The sequence below is a fragment of the Candidatus Saccharimonadales bacterium genome (assembly GCA_035317825.1).
Lineage (GTDB): Bacteria > Patescibacteriota > Saccharimonadia > Saccharimonadales > Saccharimonadaceae > DATHGB01.
In genome coordinates, this window is record DATHGB010000011.1 from 50,363 (window position 1) to 68,069 (window position 17,707).

The 17,707-nt window shown below is 43.2% G+C and carries 19 protein-coding genes and 3 tRNA genes; 14 read left to right on the forward strand and 8 right to left on the reverse strand.

The window, feature by feature from the left end; genetic code table 11:
* Window positions 1-86 precede the first annotated feature (86 nt).
* A tRNA-Arg gene (locus VK497_02115) sits at window positions 87-163 on the forward strand.
* A 45-nt stretch (window positions 164-208) separates the two neighbouring features.
* Here the strand turns inward: VK497_02115 and VK497_02120 are convergent.
* From VK497_02120 to VK497_02130, 3 genes are all read right to left on the reverse strand, one after another.
* Window positions 209-715 (reverse strand): hypothetical protein, encoded by a 507-nt coding sequence (locus VK497_02120; protein HMI09172.1) that lies wholly within the window; start codon window positions 713-715, stop codon window positions 209-211.
* A 165-nt stretch (window positions 716-880) separates the two neighbouring features.
* Window positions 881-1,375: a prepilin-type N-terminal cleavage/methylation domain-containing protein gene (locus VK497_02125; GenBank protein HMI09173.1), complete on the reverse strand. Its 495-nt coding sequence runs from the start codon at window positions 1,373-1,375 to the stop codon at window positions 881-883.
* Between the two features lie 33 nt (window positions 1,376-1,408).
* The gene (locus VK497_02130) at window positions 1,409-2,344 is read right to left on the reverse strand and encodes an NADP-dependent oxidoreductase (protein ID HMI09174.1); all 936 of its coding nucleotides are present in this window, start codon (window positions 2,342-2,344) and stop codon (window positions 1,409-1,411) included.
* A 126-nt stretch (window positions 2,345-2,470) separates the two neighbouring features.
* On the opposite strand from VK497_02130, the gene VK497_02135 reads away from it, so the two are divergent.
* From VK497_02135 to VK497_02145, 3 genes are all read left to right on the forward strand, one after another.
* Window positions 2,471-2,656, forward strand: a complete 186-nt coding sequence (locus VK497_02135) for a hypothetical protein (protein HMI09175.1) — start codon at window positions 2,471-2,473, stop codon at window positions 2,654-2,656.
* Window positions 2,657-2,688: 32 nt separating this feature from the next.
* A complete protein-coding gene (locus tag VK497_02140; protein ID HMI09176.1) occupies window positions 2,689-3,012 on the forward strand; it encodes a hypothetical protein in 324 nt (107 codons plus the stop codon).
* A 63-nt stretch (window positions 3,013-3,075) separates the two neighbouring features.
* A tRNA-Lys gene (locus VK497_02145) sits at window positions 3,076-3,152 on the forward strand.
* Window positions 3,153-3,215: 63 nt separating this feature from the next.
* On the opposite strand, the gene VK497_02150 is transcribed toward VK497_02145, so the two are convergent.
* Window positions 3,216-3,617, reverse strand: coding sequence for a hypothetical protein (locus VK497_02150; protein HMI09177.1), 402 nt, complete (start codon window positions 3,615-3,617; stop codon window positions 3,216-3,218).
* A gap of 204 nt (window positions 3,618-3,821) precedes the next feature.
* Between VK497_02150 and VK497_02155 the strand changes: the two genes are divergently transcribed.
* Window positions 3,822-5,411 carry a carboxylesterase family protein gene (locus tag VK497_02155; protein HMI09178.1) on the forward strand — a complete coding sequence of 530 codons (1,590 nt, stop codon included), beginning with the start codon at window positions 3,822-3,824 and terminating at the stop codon, window positions 5,409-5,411.
* A 129-nt stretch (window positions 5,412-5,540) separates the two neighbouring features.
* Window positions 5,541-6,263 (forward strand): glycerophosphodiester phosphodiesterase family protein, encoded by a 723-nt coding sequence (locus VK497_02160; protein HMI09179.1) that lies wholly within the window; start codon window positions 5,541-5,543, stop codon window positions 6,261-6,263.
* Here the strand turns inward: VK497_02160 and VK497_02165 are convergent.
* Complete coding sequence (locus VK497_02165; protein ID HMI09180.1) at window positions 6,244-7,083, reverse strand: amino acid--tRNA ligase-related protein; 840 nt, start codon at window positions 7,081-7,083, stop codon at window positions 6,244-6,246. The genes VK497_02160 and VK497_02165 overlap by 20 nt on opposite strands.
* Window positions 7,084-7,288: 205 nt before the next feature.
* Here VK497_02165 and VK497_02170 point away from each other — a divergent pair, with 205 nt between their 5' ends.
* The 4 genes from VK497_02170 (at window position 7,289) to VK497_02185 (ending at window position 10,487) form a co-directional block, all read left to right on the forward strand.
* Window positions 7,289-8,044 carry a hypothetical protein gene (locus VK497_02170; GenBank protein HMI09181.1) on the forward strand — a complete coding sequence of 252 codons (756 nt, stop codon included), beginning with the start codon at window positions 7,289-7,291 and terminating at the stop codon, window positions 8,042-8,044.
* Window positions 8,045-8,047: 3 nt separating this feature from the next.
* Window positions 8,048-8,437: a hypothetical protein gene (locus tag VK497_02175; protein ID HMI09182.1), complete on the forward strand. Its 390-nt coding sequence runs from the start codon at window positions 8,048-8,050 to the stop codon at window positions 8,435-8,437.
* Between the two features lie 93 nt (window positions 8,438-8,530).
* Complete coding sequence (locus tag VK497_02180) at window positions 8,531-9,607, forward strand: polyprenyl synthetase family protein (protein HMI09183.1); 1,077 nt, start codon at window positions 8,531-8,533, stop codon at window positions 9,605-9,607.
* 58 nt (window positions 9,608-9,665) lie between these two features.
* Window positions 9,666-10,487, forward strand: coding sequence for a bifunctional 5,10-methylenetetrahydrofolate dehydrogenase/5,10-methenyltetrahydrofolate cyclohydrolase (locus VK497_02185; GenBank protein ID HMI09184.1), 822 nt, complete (start codon window positions 9,666-9,668; stop codon window positions 10,485-10,487).
* Here VK497_02185 and VK497_02190 read toward each other — a convergent pair.
* Window positions 10,484-10,855, reverse strand: a complete 372-nt coding sequence (locus VK497_02190; GenBank protein HMI09185.1) for a response regulator — start codon at window positions 10,853-10,855, stop codon at window positions 10,484-10,486. The genes VK497_02185 and VK497_02190 overlap by 4 nt on opposite strands.
* Before the next feature lie 125 nt (window positions 10,856-10,980).
* Between VK497_02190 and VK497_02195 the strand changes: the two genes are divergently transcribed.
* Both VK497_02195 and VK497_02200 read left to right on the forward strand, forming a co-directional pair.
* The gene (locus VK497_02195) at window positions 10,981-12,114 is read left to right on the forward strand and encodes a type III PLP-dependent enzyme (GenBank protein ID HMI09186.1); all 1,134 of its coding nucleotides are present in this window, start codon (window positions 10,981-10,983) and stop codon (window positions 12,112-12,114) included.
* Window positions 12,111-13,349: a hypothetical protein gene (locus tag VK497_02200; protein HMI09187.1), complete on the forward strand. Its 1,239-nt coding sequence runs from the start codon at window positions 12,111-12,113 to the stop codon at window positions 13,347-13,349. Before VK497_02195 ends, VK497_02200 begins: the two co-directional genes overlap by 4 nt.
* Window positions 13,350-13,415: 66 nt before the next feature.
* On the opposite strand, the gene VK497_02205 is transcribed toward VK497_02200, so the two are convergent.
* A complete protein-coding gene (locus VK497_02205; protein HMI09188.1) occupies window positions 13,416-14,360 on the reverse strand; it encodes a phosphatidylglycerol lysyltransferase domain-containing protein in 945 nt (314 codons plus the stop codon).
* A gap of 51 nt (window positions 14,361-14,411) precedes the next feature.
* Here VK497_02205 and VK497_02210 point away from each other — a divergent pair, with 51 nt between their 5' ends.
* Window positions 14,412-16,613, forward strand: a complete 2,202-nt coding sequence (locus VK497_02210) for an ATP-binding protein (GenBank protein ID HMI09189.1) — start codon at window positions 14,412-14,414, stop codon at window positions 16,611-16,613.
* Here VK497_02210 and VK497_02215 read toward each other — a convergent pair.
* On the reverse strand, window positions 16,569-16,799 hold the full coding sequence (locus tag VK497_02215; protein HMI09190.1) for a hypothetical protein: 231 nt from the start codon (window positions 16,797-16,799) through the stop codon (window positions 16,569-16,571). The genes VK497_02210 and VK497_02215 overlap by 45 nt on opposite strands.
* A 244-nt stretch (window positions 16,800-17,043) precedes the next feature.
* Between VK497_02215 and VK497_02220 the strand changes: the two genes are divergently transcribed.
* A tRNA-Glu gene (locus tag VK497_02220) sits at window positions 17,044-17,118 on the forward strand.
* Window positions 17,119-17,707: the final 589 nt, after the last annotated feature.

Sequence of the window (17,707 nt, forward strand, 5' to 3'; positions counted from 1 at the left end):
AATATGCAATATATTTCATAATAAGGACTTATACGCCTGGCTACAGGTTGGCGTAGGGATAAAATCTGGTATAATTACAAAGTTACGCACCCGTAGCTCAGCGGATTAGAGCACTGGTCTTCGGAACCAGGTGTCGCAAGTTCGAATCTTGCCGGGTGTACCACGAAAAACAGGTTAGCGAAAGCTAGCCTGTTTTTCGTGGTCTATCCTAAACAGGTTCTTGCTGAAGATAAGATTGAATGACCTGGCTGGCATCAATCGCAAGAGCTCGATGAGCAAGACTATTTTTCAGCACCTCATCCCTTCGTGACGAGTCGGATAAATAACTAAGTCTACTTTCAATATAGTTTTCGCTTTTTCTGCGGTTACTTTCCGTTGAATCGGTTGCGAGGAGATGGGTAGTTGCTAGATGAAGGAGGTCGAGGGGAATTTCACTTTGAAAAATGCCTTTTTCAAGATCTGGCTTTCTGGCCATCAGGAGTTCCTCGCGAAGGTTAAAAACTTGACTTGACGAGAGAGACTCTACCCCCTCATAGATATGATGAGGATCTGGATGGTTCTGGTTAATATTCATGACATCGCCTAAAGCTGACCAGAGCCAGGTTACCACTTCATGATCTATCTTTAAGGCGTCTAGTTGATCGTGCGGATTAACTATTGGTTCAATTCCAGATATGATTGCAGGGCCGTAAGGGAAGCCTTCTCTTGATTTCATACGTATATTTTAACATATATTACATATTTACGCAATAAGATATATTTATGCTTGATCATAGTGATCTGCGAGAAGGGTTTGAACTTCTCCGACTAATGTGTACCAAGAAAAACAGGTTAGCGAAAGCTAGCCTGTTTTTCTTGGGTCGATTCCTGACGAAGAAAACTAGTTAGCGATCCAGGAATTCCAAACGCCATTGGTCGTAAATGCCAAGTAGGTTGAGGTCGACACACCACTATCCGTACAAAGCTGAGGCGCGGTTTGCGATCCTGAATAAGCTGAGATTTGACCAGTGATTGAGCTATACTGCACGACCATTTGCGACTTTACCCGCGTTACGATGCTAAACTCTGATTCGTCAGTTTTGACACAATAAAATCCTGTGGCACCTGTCGGATTAACGCCATACGCAGCCTTGTTGACCTTGATGTTTAGGGTGTCCATCTCTGCAATTGTCGGATATCGGCCAAGGCTTGTTTTGAAGTACTCTACTTGTTTAGCAATGTTACTTACATCAACTTTAACGGATGCCTCATTAGCGCGATCCTGCACGCCGTCATACGCAATGACTGTGATAGCTGCAAGAATAGCAATCACGGCAATCACGATCAATAGTTCGACGAGTGTAAATCCTTTTTGGAGCGGTCGTATAATAAGCATTAACGCTATTATATCAGTTCGAGCATTTCTGTATTATTTTATTTTGACAATAATTTTGCCAGTCGTTGTTCCTGACTCTCGGGTTTCAAATGCCTCCTTGACCTGATCAAGAGGGAATACGTTACTTACTTGAGGTTTTACCGTGCCATTCTCAACGAGGTCACGGAGCGTATCAAGAACTTCGGTCGTTACTTTTGTAGATTGGTGTATTGCCGAAATTTCAAGTTCTTTGGCTTTTGCCTCGTTAGCAGTCGCAGCCATAGAAACGGCTATACCACCTTTTTTTAAGATGGCTAAAGACTTAGTAAAGTCGTCTCCTCCGACTGTATCGAATACTGCGTCGTAGCCGCTAAGCATTTCAGTGAAATCGTTTGTTTTATAGTCAATTACCTCGTCAGCACCGAGTTGCTTAACGGTTTCAATCGCGTTACCCGTAGCGGTCGTGGCGACATATGCTCCAATATGCTTTGCAATTTGAACGGCGATTGTTCCGATTCCACCAGCACCACCGTGAATAAAGATCTTTTGACCGGGTTGCAGCGCGATATGCTGGTTAATCGCTTGAATTGCCGACGAACCGACGAGTGCAAGAGAAGCCGCTTCGATAAAATCTAATCCGCTCGGGCTTTTGGCGATATTTTTTGCGAAAACCGCTGTGAACTCACCGAGCGCTCCGCTATTGCCGGCTGTTCCACCTGCTTGTCCGTATACTTTGTCACCAACGGTAAAACTGGTCACATCATCGCTTACTTCGGTTACGATTCCGGCGATGTCACCACCTAGCGTGAAGGGAAATTGAAGGGGGATATGCTCTTTCATGTATCCTTCGCGAAGCTTGGAGTCGAACGGGTTAAGGCTGGCGGCGTGAACCTCAACCAAAACCTGATTTTCTTTGAGCGTTGGTTTGTCGGTTTCGTTAATTTCGATAACAGACGGATCGCCGTATGTGCTAATTTGTGCTGCTTTCATATTCCCCCTACGATGTATTATTTCCAGTGTATCACGACACTATACTTATTATAGCAAGCATGTGCGAACCTTTAAATTTAAGTAGCGATCTTGTAATATAAAATCATCTAATAGGAGGGTGGCGTAGTGGCAACAAAAAAACAACAAGCGAATGATCAGGCAAATTCAGCGGGCGGGACAGTACTTGCTGGATGTGTTGTTATTGGAGCCGGACTTGGATTTTTAGCTGACGAACTTGTCGTAGGTGCGGTTCTTGGAACGGGTGTAGGTCTACTCGTTATGGGGCTTATGATGGTGGGTGCTAAAAAATAGCCTGGCGTGGCTGTATATGGTAAAATTTTATTATGGAAAATGAAGTCAAAACGGATGTAGTTCAACAGCAGAATACCACTAAAAAAAGCACAGAAGAGCGTAAAGCGCTTCTCGCCCAAACCCTTCAAACACAAGTTGTCGGGGGCGGTCGCATTGAGTCACAAAGTGACTTTCAAGCGGTTGTTATTAAAGGCCACAAGGTAAACCATGTCCTCCACTTTATTATTGGATTCTTTACTCTTTTCCTTTGGTGGATTGTGTGGGCGATTATTGCAATTACCGGTGGTGAAAAACGTTCGTTGCTGAGCGTTGACGAATTTGGTAACGTCCTTGTCCAGAAGATTTCCAAGTCTTAAATCCAATACCAGCCCATATTTACAGATTAACCTCTATCTGCTATAGTTTTTAGAGTTAAATATGGGCCAGTAGCTCAGCTGGTTAGAGCACCTGCCTCTTAAGCAGGGTGTCCGGGGTTCAAGTCCCCGCTGGCCCTCCAAACAAAGAACGTCGACATTTTCGCTACCGGTCGGCGTTTTTTGTTTGGGCTTATATCTTCTGGTTACTGTTGATTAGAGTAAAGTTTTAATATTGAAGTAATAACAAAAACAGCTACACCGAGTGTTGCGAGGAGGAGAAACCAAAGGCTGACTATATTGAAGGCGCGCCTTTTGTTGCTATATGTATGATTGAGCTGGCTACCGGTCATTCTGATAAAGACGACAATAAAAAGTACAAACGCTTCTAGAAAACAGAAAGCTGTAAGACCCAAGACTATACCACTTTCAGTCTGATGTGTGAGGAAGTGCTCCTGAGATGATTTACCATAAATGAACAAAACTCCTGCTAAACACAGCAGCAGATTACTGAGGATTTTAAAAACTTTACCCATTCTGTCGTCATTGCTTGGTCGAGCGAAGCTTAAAATATTTTGATACTGTCTATTTTTAGGATCTGTAAGCATGAAGTACATTATATATTAACTTTATGCAGATGCGTTTTTATGATATAGCTTTCAGACAAGGATCGTCGATCTTCTCGCTATACCGTCGGTGTTTTTTTGTTTGGCCGACAACCATATACTGCGCCATAAATACTATTTATTTCGACGGTAGACAACCATAAAGGTAGCGTTTATCATGGATCTATCAGTAAAAAAGGAGGGTGGATGAAGTATAAATTAAGAGTTAAGCATATCGGTTTAGGCATAATGCTTGTGGCGATAACAGCCATGGCAATGATGATTCCTGTGAAACCAGTCAGTGCGCATGGCAATGAGCCGGTTGTCCATACTAATGACGGTAATATTCGTGGCAAAACGACCAGTCAGGGACGATCTTTTCTGGGAGTTCCTTTCGCGGCTTCCCCAGTAGGCGAACTACGATGGAAGTCTCCCGCGAAGGTTGCTTCGTGGAATGGTGTTAAGAATACAACTGAATTTAAAAGTCCATGTGCCGCGTTGCCACTTCCGGCAAAAGTAGGTATTCCTAGCCGAAATGGCAGTACGAATGAGGATTGTCTATATCTCAATGTCTACACGCCGCAAAAAACCCACAAAAACACGCCTGTCATGGTATTTATTCACGGTGGCGGTTTTCAAAACGGTGCTGGTAGTGATCACGAAGGGGACGTGATGGCTGCAAAAAGTGGGGCTATCGTCGTAACGGTCAATTACCGTATGGGTCCGTTCGGCTTTTTGGCACTCCCTACGCTCACATCAGAAAGTTCTATGGGAACATCTGGTAACCTAGGGCTTCTTGATCAAGTCGCTGCATTAAAATGGGTGAAAAATAATATCGCAAACTTTGATGGAGATGCCAAAAACGTCACGGCATTTGGTATATCAGCAGGTGGCCGGAGCATCTGTTCGCATCTTATCTCACCAATGGCCAAGGGGCTGTTCCAGCGTGCTGTTATCGAAAGTAGCCCATGCGTACGAAACGTAAAAACGCTTGCAACATCTGAAGGTCAGGGTATGAACATTGCCGCTCAAGCGGGATGTGCTAATGCTGCAACCCAGTTGACATGTCTTCGTTCTAAATCAACGACAGAAATTCTAAACGCAGGGGGCAATTCTATTGGCACCTGGGCACCTAATGTTGACGGAGTGATCATACCGCAGCAATTTACAGACGCCGTTAATTCCGGAAAACTTAACAAAATGCCAGTCATGCAGGGAACGACACATGACGAATATGGATGGCATGTTGCTATAGGCTTTGAGAATTCTCCTGTTACGGTAGCTCAGTATCCTCAGCTGATTCAATCTATGTTTGGTGCTACAGCGCAGCCGCAGATACTTTCTAAGTATCCAGTGGGCGATTATCCAACGCCAGGTGATGCACTTGCAAGAGTCGTCACGGATGCAAACTATTCTTGTCCTGCGCGAGCAACCGACCAATTACTTTCAGCACATGTGCCAACCTATGGCTATGAGTTTAACGACCAAAATGCCCCAGACTATCTATGGGTAGGTCTACGTGGTCCGGTTCATGCGGCTGAAACGCCTTACCTATTTCGGGCGGCTAATGCAGTTAGTTCAGGCTACTTTACGCCAGCTCAGGGAAAACTTTCTGACCAGATAATTGATTACTGGAGTACTTTTGCTGATAAGGGTAATCCGAATGGCTATAACTTGCCTTACTGGCCTGCCTATATGAGTAATTCGGATAAGGTCCAATCTCTTCAACCGGGTAATACCCGTCCAATTGCGACTTTAGCTACTGACCACAAATGTGGTTTCTGGAATTCTCTGTAAGTTAATTTCAGTCACTTTTGATACCACCGGCCTCTCTGTTGCGGCCGGTGGTATCTTTTCTTTGAAAGAAATAGACTTGACGTGCATTCTGGTTATGGTATTATGGACTTGACTTAAACGGGGATTCTTATGAAAATAATTGGCCATCGCGGTGCGGCTGGACATGAACCGGAAAATACTTTAATTTCATTTAAAAGAGCCTTAGAATTAAATGTAGACATGATAGAACTTGACGTGTATGTTCTATCAACGGGTGAGCTAGTGGTTATGCACGACAACAAAGTCGACAGGACCACAAATGGCGCAGGGTATGTGATGGACTATACTTTTTCTGAGCTGCGTGAATTAGATGCGGGCCATGGCGAAATAGTTCCATTGCTCAGTGAGGTTCTTGACCTCATTGATAAAAAAGTGCCTGTCAATATCGAACTAAAAGGCCGAGCAACGGCAAAAAGTGTCGCCTCGTTGATTAAAATATATAAAGATGAAAAAGGTTGGACTGACGATCTATTTATCATATCTTCTTTTAACCACGTTGAACTAGCGGAATTCGCGGCACTAATGCCATTAATCAAAACGGGGGCATTAACAGAAGGTATATTACTTGGATATTCTGAATATGCTCAGCGTCTTGGTTCTTTTTCTGCAAATCTAAGCGCAGAATTCGTGACGGCAGAATTGGTTGACGATGCTCACAGGCGACACCTTGAAGTATTTGTCTATACGATTAATGACGAAAGCGAAGTAACGCGCATGTGCGACCTGGGCGTTGACGGGATATTTACTAATTTTCCTGATCAAGCCCGGGCGTACCTGGGTGGGTTTTGTTTGGTTACCCCTGCAGTTTCTTAACCGCGTCAATTATTCTTGTGACGCCGATACCACCACCGACCCTAGGGAAGAAGTTGAGTTTAAGGAAATCATTCAGTTCTTTCTCGACCCGGTCTTTGCCGAATAGATCAAATAGTTTTTTTGCGTATCCACCGTCGCTTATGGTGTAAAAACTCTCTTGCATTTCTTTCACGTTCGAACTACGTTCGGCGCTACCGATTGTCTCGTGACCATATAAGATAACATCAATTTTATGTGCATGATTGTCGCCATTCTTTTTCATATTCCAAAATGGCGAAGTGTAGGTGGGGAAGTCCGTACAGAACATAACCGGCCCAAAATCTTTTTGCATTTTACCTTCATGCGCATGGGTTAGTTCGGATGTTTTATAGAATTCTTTTAGTTCATCATATTTTTTGTAGAAATATGAACTGCTATCGCCGAAGCCAAGATATTCAAGTAGCTCAGTTTCGAATGTTCGCAGATCATCAATTGTCCCTTTTAGTTCGAATTCGAACATCGGAAAGATCAGTTTATGACGGCCAGGAACAGGGTTTTGTTCGTTGCGGTAACTTGTGCTGACACAAAATACTCCAGGCAGGTTGGGTTTGGTGAGCAGCTCGTATTCTAGCCACATTTGGCCGGTTTGAGGCAGCGGCCAGACTTCGCCCATGTAGTTATAGGTAGCGACCGTGTCTGGGTCTTCACACGCAGCCAGGATGCTCAGTCTATCCTGCGTGCTGACTTCACAAAACCCTTTGTTCAGGCAAAAGCTACGTAGTTTATTAATAACTTCACTAAATGCTTCGCTGTCTTCTACGCCCCTATAATTGTCTATCACTTTTCCTCCTTTGGATTAATATTTTGATGTATAAAAAAACAACCCCGAAGGGTCGTTCCAATTACATATATATTCTTGGGCAAATCATGCTTTCGAATACCTATGTTTATACATCCATATAAATTTACCATAAACAATTTATTAATACAAACAACACAACTCTTTTTCTTTCTACTAAAACCCTAGCTTGCTATACTTAATAGATATGAAACTATCTTACTACCGAATTTTTATTACAGCCCTTGCCGTTACCGGGCTTTTAATTGTATTTAAATACATCCTCCATCAATTACACCTGGAAATTATTGTTTTGGGGTCGCTTCACGGTAGTGCCGTGTCCGGCGTGATATTTGTAATTGGTTTTTTGCTGTCTGCGACGATTGCCGACTATAAGGAAGCAGAACGTATTCCAGCAGAAGCAGCATCTGCTATCGAGAATATGCATGAAGACGTGATTTCAATCCATGAAAATTACCCTAAATTTGATCTAAAGGGCTACCAAAAACAGCTTGAAAAAGTAGCAAGAAGTTTCGCGGCCGATCTTCGCAATAGCAGAAGTGATAGGGCTAAAAAAGAGCTTCACGAACTGAGCCGCCTAAGTGCCAGTATGGAGAAAGCAGGTGTGCCCGCCAACTTTATTGTCAAGCTAAAGCAGCAACAGTCGCAACTGGTTCGTCATCTGTTTCGCGTTAACTATATTCAGCGAATTACCTTTGTGCCATCGGCAACGATCTTGGCCTGGTCAATCGTATTTCTGGCAGTTGCGCTTTTGATGTTTACTGAAATCGAGCCTTTTGTTGGCGGTATGATGCTAACGGGAGCAATTACGTTTATCATGCTGTACGTTTTGCTTTTGATCCAAGTTCTGAAAACGCCGTTTCACCATGAGGGTCAGACAAAAGACGATGTCAGCCTATTCTTATTTGAACGCACTATTGATCATCTTAAGAAAGGAAAATAAACGGTGGAAGAAAATCAGCTTAATGAGCACGGTGAAAAAACTGGTGTTTGGAAAAACTTCTTTAAAGACGGCAAATTAGAAAGTATCATCGAATACAAGGCAGGTAAAAAGCATGGCCTCGCCAGGCATTATCTGTTAAATGGACAGCTGAAAGCCGAAGGTAGATTTGAAGAGGGTGAATTCGAAGGTCCATGGAAATGGTTTCGTGAAAATGGCAATTTATTGCAAGAGGGTAACTTTAAAGCAGGCAAACAAATAAGGCTATGGAAAAGGTATCACCCGAATGGTAATCTTTATGACATTGGTAACTATGATTCCAGGGGCAAAAAAACAGGTGAATGGAAAGTCTTTGGCAAAGACGGCGAGCTCGTTCGGGCAAAAACAATAAAATAATAAGATAGAATAAGCATAATAGCTGGTTTTTCATGGGTGGGTCAATTGGCATTTCACGATCGTACACCTCTAAATAGTAGTAAGATAGATATCATGACCCACGACGAACGGCTGAAAACGTATAAAGACTTAATTGATAAAGACATTGCCGAATATTCTAAAGTACTTTTGGATAATACCGAAGATGAGTATGGTGCATACTCGCGCGAAACGCTCGAATCTTTCGTGGCCATTCTTGGTCGTGGTGGCAAGCGCCTTCGGGGAGCTTTGACAATCGCAAGCTATGAAATGATGGGTGGTACGGACCGCACCATGATCATCCAGGCGGCGCGAGCGATTGAAATGATTCATGCGTACGTACTCATAATCGACGACATTGCTGATCGTTCCGATATGCGTAGGGGCGGACCATCGGCGCATAAAATTATGCAGGAATATCATCATAAAAATCATTTAAAAAGTGACGATGCTCATTTTGGTGAATCGATGGCAGCGCAAGCCGCGCTAATTGGGGGGTATTTAGCCGAACTCATAATCGACGACCTTGGTATTTCTGCGGAAACGAAGCTCGCTGTGTTAAGAAATCTCCACAGTAACCTGGTTCGAACTGGTCATGGGCAGCTTCGTGATATCTTAAACGAAACTCTGCCAGAAGTTACCGAAGACGACGCGCTGTGGACGGCAAAATATAAAACCGCATACTACACGGTCGTTAATCCACTGGAAATGGGCGGAATCCTTGCGGGCGCAACTAAAGAAGACCTTATGATCCTTCGCGAGTATGGTACGTATGCTGGAATAGGGTTTCAGATTACGGATGATATCATTGGGATATTTGGTGATTCTGCTGCGACCGGCAAATCATCGCTCGATGATCTTAAAGAGGGAAAGATCACTGTTCTTATGACCAAGGCATTGCAGATGGCTGGTAGTGTCCAGCGGCAACAATTGCTGGCTATGCTAGGGAACGCACACGTTAATGACGAAGATCTAAAGAAATGCCAGCAAATTCTTGCAGACACTCGTGCGCTAGAATACGCAAATCAAAAAGCCAAAGCCTTGGCAGGGCAAGCACGGGACGTACTCGCTCGTGCTCCTTCTACGTGGAGTCCTGAGTTGGTTGGATTTTTGGATCATCTAACGGAAGTATTCGTAGAAAGAAAGACGTAAACAGATTTTGAACGCGGTTCTTTTTGTTTATGTCCTACCTCTGGTACAATAAGGTGTAATGCCAAAAATATTAGACGGAACCGAACTAGTCGGATATATCAAAGAGCGCCAAGCAAAACAGGTGCGCGCTTTGAGACAAGCGTCCAAGGTATTTCCACGCCTCGTGGTTATTAAAAGTACGTCTGCCACAGCGGTTATTGACACGTATGTGCGCATGAAACAGCGCTACGCCGAAGATATTCTAATTGAAACTGTCGTTGAAACAATAGATGAATCTGAAATGATAAGCGCGCTTCAGCGCCTCAACGCCGATCCCATGGTTCACGGGATTATCGTGCAGCTGCCATTGAAGGATATTAGCAAAACTGACGAAATCGTTGATCAGATTGCACCCGAAAAAGATGTTGATGGACTTGGCAAAAATGCTGGTTTCGAAAGCGCAACAGCGGGTGCGGTTAGTTGGCTTTTGGCCGGATATGCAGTTGAATTAACCGGTAAAAAAATAGCCATAGTCGGTAATGGGCGTTTAGTCGGAGCTCCCCTTGCGAAAATGTGGCGCGACAGCGGCCATGACGTAACGGTTCTTGATAGTACCCATGCTGACATTCCAGGCGTACTTCGTCAAAGCGATGTCATCGTCAGTGCTACGGGCGTGCCTAATCTTATTAAAAGCGACATGGTGGCAATTGGCGCAACGGTTGTTGATGCAGGCACCGCCAGCGAAAACGGCGTCATCGTCGGTGATGTTGACCCAAGCCTAAGAGACCGCGATGATCTAAAAATTACACCCGAAAAAGGTGGCGTAGGCCCGCTCACAATCGCGGCACTTTTTGATCACGTTATTCAAGCAGCGCAAACAGTGGCTAGTACTAAAAACTAAGAAAGTCCGAGGGCTTCTTTGACTCGTCCAACAACCTGGCGTGGAGTTAGATCTGCTTTGACGATGTAGCTGTGAATGGAAAGATTTTTTAGGCTCTTTGGAGCTTCTTCTTCACCTAGGTTTGTCAGGATGATAACTGGGATATCTTTACCCCAGTCATGAGCACGCATTTCGGCTAATGCTTCGGCACCATCCATGTGGGGCATTTTCATATCAAGCAGGATAAGGTCGGGCTGAAATTCTTCAACTAAGGCAACCCCACGCTCGCCATTATCGGCAAGCTGTACTTCGAAACCGTCCGCCTCAAACTTCATACGGTACATCTGGCTAATTACTGGATCGTCTTCGATGATTGCTATTCTTGTCATATAGTTCAATGATACAATCTTTGCAAATTTCTAGCAAATAGATTAAAGTTGCTAATATCACATTATGTATTAATATATGGATAGTTAAGATTAATTTTAGACTATTTTAATATGGATAAACCAAAATGACTGAAAACACAAGAAAAAATTGGCTAAAAAAAATTAAAGATCAAGGTGAAGTACCAACTCCGTATATATTAACGGATCTTAGTATTGTAGAAGACAGCGCAAAACGACTAAAAAGTCTGCTCAATAATGTAAAAATATACTATGCCGTTAAGAGTAACTCCGACCCTAAGATCATAGAACGACTAAACCCTATCGTTGAAGGATACGACATTGCTTCACTAGGAGAATGGGAATTGTTACGTAAGAAGAAGGTCTCGCCTAAACGAGTCCTTTTTAGTAACCCCGTAAAAATACCGAGTCACATAGAAAAAACATATAAAGATGGGCTACGCTATTATGCACTGGATAGCACCGACGAGATCAAGAAGCTGAGCCGGCTTGCTCCGGGTTCGAATGTCTATATTCGAGTTCAAGTATCTGACTACGGAAGTAAATTTCCGCTCTCGAAAAAAACCGGACTACTACCTGCTCACGTTACAGAATACGCATCGTTTGCAGAGAGTATGGGATTAAAAGTGTGCGGACTCGCGTTTCATGTCGGATCGCAATCCGAAAACCCTCAGGTATGGGATCGTGCATTTGAAATTACAGGAGAACTCATCACCCGACTCCAGGAAATGGGCTGTAAGATGGAATTCCTGGATATTGGCGGTGGTTTTCCTGCGGATTATGGACAACCTATTCCGTCAATTTCAGTGATCTGCCGCCTTATTAACAAGGCGATTAAGAAATATATCCCCGCAGGAATTGAAGTCGTAGCAGAGCCAGGTAGGTTTCTTGTAGCAGAGTCGAGTGTTATTGTGACTGAAATTATTGCTCGTGAACACCGCAGCGGAACAGACTGGCTTCATCTTGATATGGGAGTTTTCCAGGGCATTATGGAGCCACTCGAGATGAGATCATGGAAATATCCTACGTTTACCGAGAAAAATCCTAGGGGGTATAAAAAGGATTTTGTTCTTACCGGGCCTACTTGTGATGCATACGACACTATCGGTACGGACTATTCGCTGCCCTCAGAAATGAACACAGGAGACAAGATCTATATAGGTTCTGCGGGTGCTTATACTTCTGTCTATGGTTCAAATTTTAATGGTTTCGAGAAGCCAGAAGTGAGATTTGTGAGATGAGTAACATAGAAGCAGCTCCAGGCCTAAGTAATGAATATGAATCAAAGCCATTTCTGGGTTATGACGAGTACCGAACATTATGCGAGGAATCACAACCGGATGTAGCGCGTAAGACATGTCTTCCAACCCCGGAGGATTATGAGGCAGCACAAGCGAATTCAAGAACTATCTATGTCGAGCTGGGTGATCGACGAGTACCCTTATTTACTCCCCTCGAAAGTGTCGGCGGTTACAATCCAGAAGCCAGTCAGCGAATGACCGAGAGTGAAGATATTTTTGTGCTTAGTTTGCCTTTTGAAGTAATTAACGAACAGGAGATAGATATCTCATCTCAACTCGCGCGTCTTGATGGTAATGCGGCGGTAATTGTCGAAACATCATCTAATCGCACAGCTGAGATGCAAGCAAAGGTTGCCGAGATAAACCCTGAGGGTGGTGTCTATGAATTTCTTGATCCACGGCTCAAAGGAGAACGCCAGAAGGCCAACGTCTCCTTTTACGTGGCCTACATGGAGGCGCGCGACGATGAGGGCAACCTCATTCCGTTGCGAAGAGATAGAACTTTGCTTGAGGCATACAACCAAGAACACGAAACAACTGGCGGAGGGCCCGTTAAATTAATTGAGGCTCAAGACTTACGTGAAGATAGGAAACTTCGTGACGATCTTTGGCATCTTCACGAGGATAGATTTGATTGGCTAGGAAAGTATCATCCGGTTTCAATGCAGGAAACTGAAGCTTATTTTAACTACATTCTCTCAAATGATCACACTCATTCATTTGCTAGTTTTGAGGAAAATGAGGAGAATAAAAAAGTCCCAAACATTCAAGGTATTATCATGGACGATGGGCTAAGTCAGGTAGGATGGGCTACTGATTCTTTTAAAGAGCAGATGCGGGCAAAACTAGATCCTGAAAATGATCGTATTCAGTTTTACTACGGTATTGCAGGCAAGAGCAGCGAAGATAAGATGGCGCATCTCTCTGAAGCCGTTATTGCGCAGTATGCTCGCTTACTGAAGCAAAACGGAGGAAGAACCTTAGTGATGTTTGAGTCTACAAATATGTCCAGTGGGTATATTCCTCGTATGATTGGCGCATACTCGGCTGCTGAGCCAAATGGGGTGAAGCTATCTCAGGATATCGTAAAACTAGCAACGCTTGACTACTGGTATCTTAAGCCTCAAGCTCAGAGTCAAGAATCATCGCATGACGACTTAGACTTAGCAGCATAGTGGGTCGAAAGAGACTCTTAAGATGCGATTATGTGAAGAAATCGCAATAGAATCACTGTTGCTTGACTACTGGTCCTTGACGGCTGATTCTAACCATACAGTGTAGCGTTGCAAAAACTTAGCAGGCCTAAGAATAGTCTTAATAAACTTAAGACCATCTTTACCTAGATCTTGTTCACAATTTAGCCACTGAATACCTTCTGATTGAGCAACAATAGCAAGGTGATGCACGGTGAAGCCAAAAGCCCCTGGATAGTCGGTGTCGTATTTCAGGTGATTTCCGATTAACCATCCTTTATGCGGTGGAGCATGAACGATAGTAATACATGCAAGTTCATTCTCCACATAAATACCATATGCACGAATATCAAAGTGCTGGGCAAGATCGAGGTGTTTATTGATTGCATTTAACTCGACTTTCGCCGGATCATTGCTGTGGGCCATGTTCTTTTTCGACCATATTAGAATAGCAGAGTCAATGATTGCTCTATCTAGAGGATCGGTGCAATTGAATAGTTTTGTATGAATACTTTTTCCGCTTGCAAATTTAATAACTCTTTCTCGTAAGTTTCTATAGTGCTTGCCTTGCATGCCTGCTAGATCAGTAGTGTTGTACACATAATCTTTATTATCAATATCTTCCTCAATTCTAATGTCGACGCGATTGAGTTGTCGGATAGTGTCAATTATTTCTTCGGGAACATATGATAATTTCACACAATCTGTGTGCGTTGTTAGGAAATCTAGAAGACTATCTGCGGCTGTTGAGATATTAGAGCTTCCCACAAGTGAATAGCAAGTAGCGTCGTCATCGAGTATGTTGGTGAATCTGATAACAAGATTATTGTTTAGGTCGCTGGCCTCTAGATCATTATGGTAATCGAGCCATATTATCAGATTGTCAAAACTGAAATCCGAATAAGGCTCGTTAAGCTGAGAATAATAATGGAGATAGGCATGTTTGTCCTTCACAGTAAGCTTGCGAAATTCGGGAAATTTAGGGAAAGACATTTTTGCGAAAAACCTCTATAATATTGTTAATGCTTAAACGTAATACTTTCGATGCAGTTTAATGTAATTTATTATACTCTCTATTTGTCAGCTATCCTTGGAATCATTATAATATCCTTCCTCGTCTATTCTAGACGACGTGAACCAGAGTACCGCTATTTTGCTATATTTTCAGTTTTGCTTAGTCTTTGGCTTACTTTCCAATTTTGCACCCAACTCTTTTCTGATAACTTCGTAGTCAGTACGACTTTATTGCTGCGATTATCTGTGGCTGTAGCGCCTTTCTTCGCAATCTATTTCTATTTCTTTGCTATTGAGCATGCAGGTCTAAAAGCTAGGAAAAAGATTCATTTCATTCTACCTGCAATTTTGGCGCTAGTGACCATACAGAGCTCACTGGCGGTACAGAGTGGTACCGCCTCAATCGATGGAATCACATTGCGTGACGGTCCATTATATTTCCCCATTTTTGGAGTTGCTGCTGCCTACATTCTCGTGTCGATATTTTATATGTTCAAAGGCAACAAATCACCTAAAGTTAGTTCCAATCCTGCAAGGAAGCAGGCGAATAATATTCTTATAGCAGGTGTCTTGCAAGCTTTGATCATCATCTCTTTAGCGGCAATTTTTCTTTCTGAAGAACCACTAGCCCAGGTGCTGAGTCCTTTTGCTCTTTTTCTGATGGTTGCCATTTTCAGTTATGCAATAATTCGCCACCAGCTCTTCGATATACGACTAATCGCTGTAAGGGCACTAACATATTCATTTTCACTTGTTACAATTGCAGCACTCTATTCCTTGTTAGCTTTTGGTTTAATCAACACCGCGCTGGAAGGTCAGCATGATTTTCTACAAAAGGCTTTATATCTATTTATTGCACTTTTATTAGCTCTAACGTTTTCTCCTCTGAAGTCTTTCTTTGACAGGATTACTCGCACCATTTTCTATCAGGATTCATATAAATCACAAGAGGTGATTGATCGATTCAGCAGCACATTAGTGAGTACGGTTGATATTAAGGATTTAAGTCAAAATGCAGGGGAGATATTAAGATCAGCTATTAAATCGCAATACATTGCGATTCTGTTAGCTCCGACTAGTCAAGAAGACACTAAGCCACGCATTATGATAGATGGTCAAGATAAGGGGCTAAACCAAGAAGAGCTTTACGGGTCATTATCAAAACATTCTGAGAGATTATTCATACAAGATGAAATATACGGGGATCGAGAGCGTCAGAAAGTCTTTAAAAGTATGCATAATTCTAGTTGTGCAGTTGCTGCTCGTCTTGAAACCCATGGTGATTTTATCGGATATGTACTATTTGGTTTAAAAAACAACGGTAAACCGTATACGCATCAAGATATTGAGCTAATACGTATTACCACCGATGAATTAGCCTTGGGAATACAAAACACACTCAGATTTGAGGAGATTCAATCATTTAACGTTACGCTACAGGCAAAAGTTAATGAGGCAACATCACAGTTAAGACGTACTAACACAGAATTACGACGCCTTGACGAAGCCAAAGACGAATTCGTCAGTATGGCCTCGCATCAACTTCGCACGCCGCTAACGAGTGTTAAAGGCTACTTAAGCATGGTTCTTGAGGGAGATGCGGGCAAGATTAGCGATACACAAAAAAAGCTTTTGGGTGAAGCTTTCACAAGTAGCGAACGAATGGTACATTTAATCAATGATTTCTTAAACGTATCACGTCTGCAGACGGGTAAATTTATGCTGGAAAGTCGCGCACTAAATCTTGCAAAAATAGTTGGTCAAGAGGTTGATAGTTTGCAGTCAACAGCCGGAGCGCATGCCTTGAAGCTTCGTTACCGTATGCCATCACACTTTCCTATACTCTATATCGATGAAAGCAAGATTCGACAGGTGGTTATGAATTTTATTGATAACTCGATCTATTATTCAAAAGAAGACTCTACAATCACAGTTACTCTAGAGATTGAGGATTCAGAGGCTGTTTTGAAAGTTCACGATACAGGTATCGGAGTTCCCGAGGCGGAACAAGTTCATATATTTACCAAGTTCTTCCGCGCGGCAAATGCGCGTCGCCAGCGCCCCGATGGAACGGGCGTAGGACTTTTCCTGGCTAAAAAAGTAATTGTTGCTCATGGCGGCAGTATGGTATTTGAATCAACTGAGAGTGAGGGAAGTACGTTTGGATTCCGTTTGCCTATTAAGAAATTAAGCACCGCTCCCGCTGATGATACGGATGAGCTCAAAAAGTAGCCAGATAACAACGAGTCCTACAGCTACGGCGATAAGAACGGGCTTAGCGATACGTTTTTTCTCAAACCACCACTGACTAAGTACATTACGATTTGCCGCACTAAGGCGCGTAACGGTTGGCCGCGTGACGCTAGCATCACTGCCACGGTAGACTTTGTTGCGTTTTTTCTTGGGTTTACTACTCATAACTATATTCAGTATAACAAAAACCACCCCCGTTTAGAATGCGGAGGTGGTTATGAGCTATAGGCTGACGCCTGGGAAGGGTTTGGAGCGGTCAGTCTCGGAAAAGGGATAGCCTTTCTTGTATATAAATACACAAGCTATAGCCTAAATATATCATAAATTAGCGTAAAAGTCAATAAAGATGCTTTTTGTCTAATAGCCTCTTGATACAGAGGCGGTTTTTTGGTACAATTGGCCAAGTTAAGGTCTCATCGTCTAACGGTTAGGACACCAGGTTTTCATCCTGGCAATCCGGGTTCGATTCCCGGTGAGATCACCATGATATTATTATAGTTTTTACAGAGAGGAAAAGTTCCAATATTTATTGTTGGAACTTTTCCTTTTTTCACTACATCTGCTCTTTAGTGTTCGATTCCCCGGAGGTAAGAGAAATAGAGTGGACACAAACAGAGACCTGCCAATCTGGCCCATAAATAGCTTGGAATAGGTTGTTAATGATAGATTTCAAAGCTACATCTCGATTCATATATGACACCACATGCGGGAGGGTAGGTATTATAACTACGTTCCGCGAATACAGCAGGACATTTGAAAAGGCTTGCTGACGCCTAGATAGCTTAACTACTCTCGCGCTTTCTTCTGCTCGTATAACACGAAAAGGTGGCAAGAACTTGTCACTCGTGCGTCAACTACGGATTTACTGGCGCTAACTCTAAATATATAGTTGACACATACGTTACATACTGTTATGGTATTACTAGTCTGACAATTGTCAGGTCAACGCATTCGAGTTCTCGGAGGGAATCACATGCCCGGTGGTAATGGCCGCAACAGCAAGCGGCAGACCAGCAGGACGCACCACGACGGGACCGGCCAATCTGGCCAGCAGCAGCGCAACCAGGCCCCGA

Excerpts from the sequence above, each read along its gene's own strand:
- VK497_02125 (HMI09173.1), bottom strand. The coding sequence starts at position 1,375 with ATGCTTATTATACGACCGCTCCAAAAAGGATTTACACTCGTCGAACTA.
- VK497_02215 (HMI09190.1), bottom strand. The coding sequence starts at position 16,799 with ATGAGTAGTAAACCCAAGAAAAAACGCAACAAAGTCTACCGTGGCAGT.
- VK497_02190 (HMI09185.1), bottom strand. The coding sequence starts at position 10,855 with ATGACAAGAATAGCAATCATCGAAGACGATCCAGTAATTAGCCAGATG.
- VK497_02170 (HMI09181.1), top strand. The coding sequence starts at position 7,289 with ATGAAACTATCTTACTACCGAATTTTTATTACAGCCCTTGCCGTTACC.
- VK497_02195 (HMI09186.1), top strand. The coding sequence starts at position 10,981 with ATGACTGAAAACACAAGAAAAAATTGGCTAAAAAAAATTAAAGATCAA.
- VK497_02140 (HMI09176.1), top strand. The coding sequence starts at position 2,689 with ATGGAAAATGAAGTCAAAACGGATGTAGTTCAACAGCAGAATACCACT.
- VK497_02200 (HMI09187.1), top strand. The coding sequence starts at position 12,111 with ATGAGTAACATAGAAGCAGCTCCAGGCCTAAGTAATGAATATGAATCA.
- VK497_02210 (HMI09189.1), top strand. The coding sequence starts at position 14,412 with ATGCAGTTTAATGTAATTTATTATACTCTCTATTTGTCAGCTATCCTT.
- VK497_02180 (HMI09183.1), top strand. The coding sequence starts at position 8,531 with ATGACCCACGACGAACGGCTGAAAACGTATAAAGACTTAATTGATAAA.
- VK497_02155 (HMI09178.1), top strand. The coding sequence starts at position 3,822 with ATGAAGTATAAATTAAGAGTTAAGCATATCGGTTTAGGCATAATGCTT.
- VK497_02160 (HMI09179.1), top strand. The coding sequence starts at position 5,541 with ATGAAAATAATTGGCCATCGCGGTGCGGCTGGACATGAACCGGAAAAT.
- VK497_02150 (HMI09177.1), bottom strand. The coding sequence starts at position 3,617 with ATGCTTACAGATCCTAAAAATAGACAGTATCAAAATATTTTAAGCTTC.
- VK497_02130 (HMI09174.1), bottom strand. The coding sequence starts at position 2,344 with ATGAAAGCAGCACAAATTAGCACATACGGCGATCCGTCTGTTATCGAA.
- VK497_02185 (HMI09184.1), top strand. The coding sequence starts at position 9,666 with ATGCCAAAAATATTAGACGGAACCGAACTAGTCGGATATATCAAAGAG.
- VK497_02120 (HMI09172.1), bottom strand. The coding sequence starts at position 715 with ATGAAATCAAGAGAAGGCTTCCCTTACGGCCCTGCAATCATATCTGGA.
- VK497_02205 (HMI09188.1), bottom strand. The coding sequence starts at position 14,360 with ATGTCTTTCCCTAAATTTCCCGAATTTCGCAAGCTTACTGTGAAGGAC.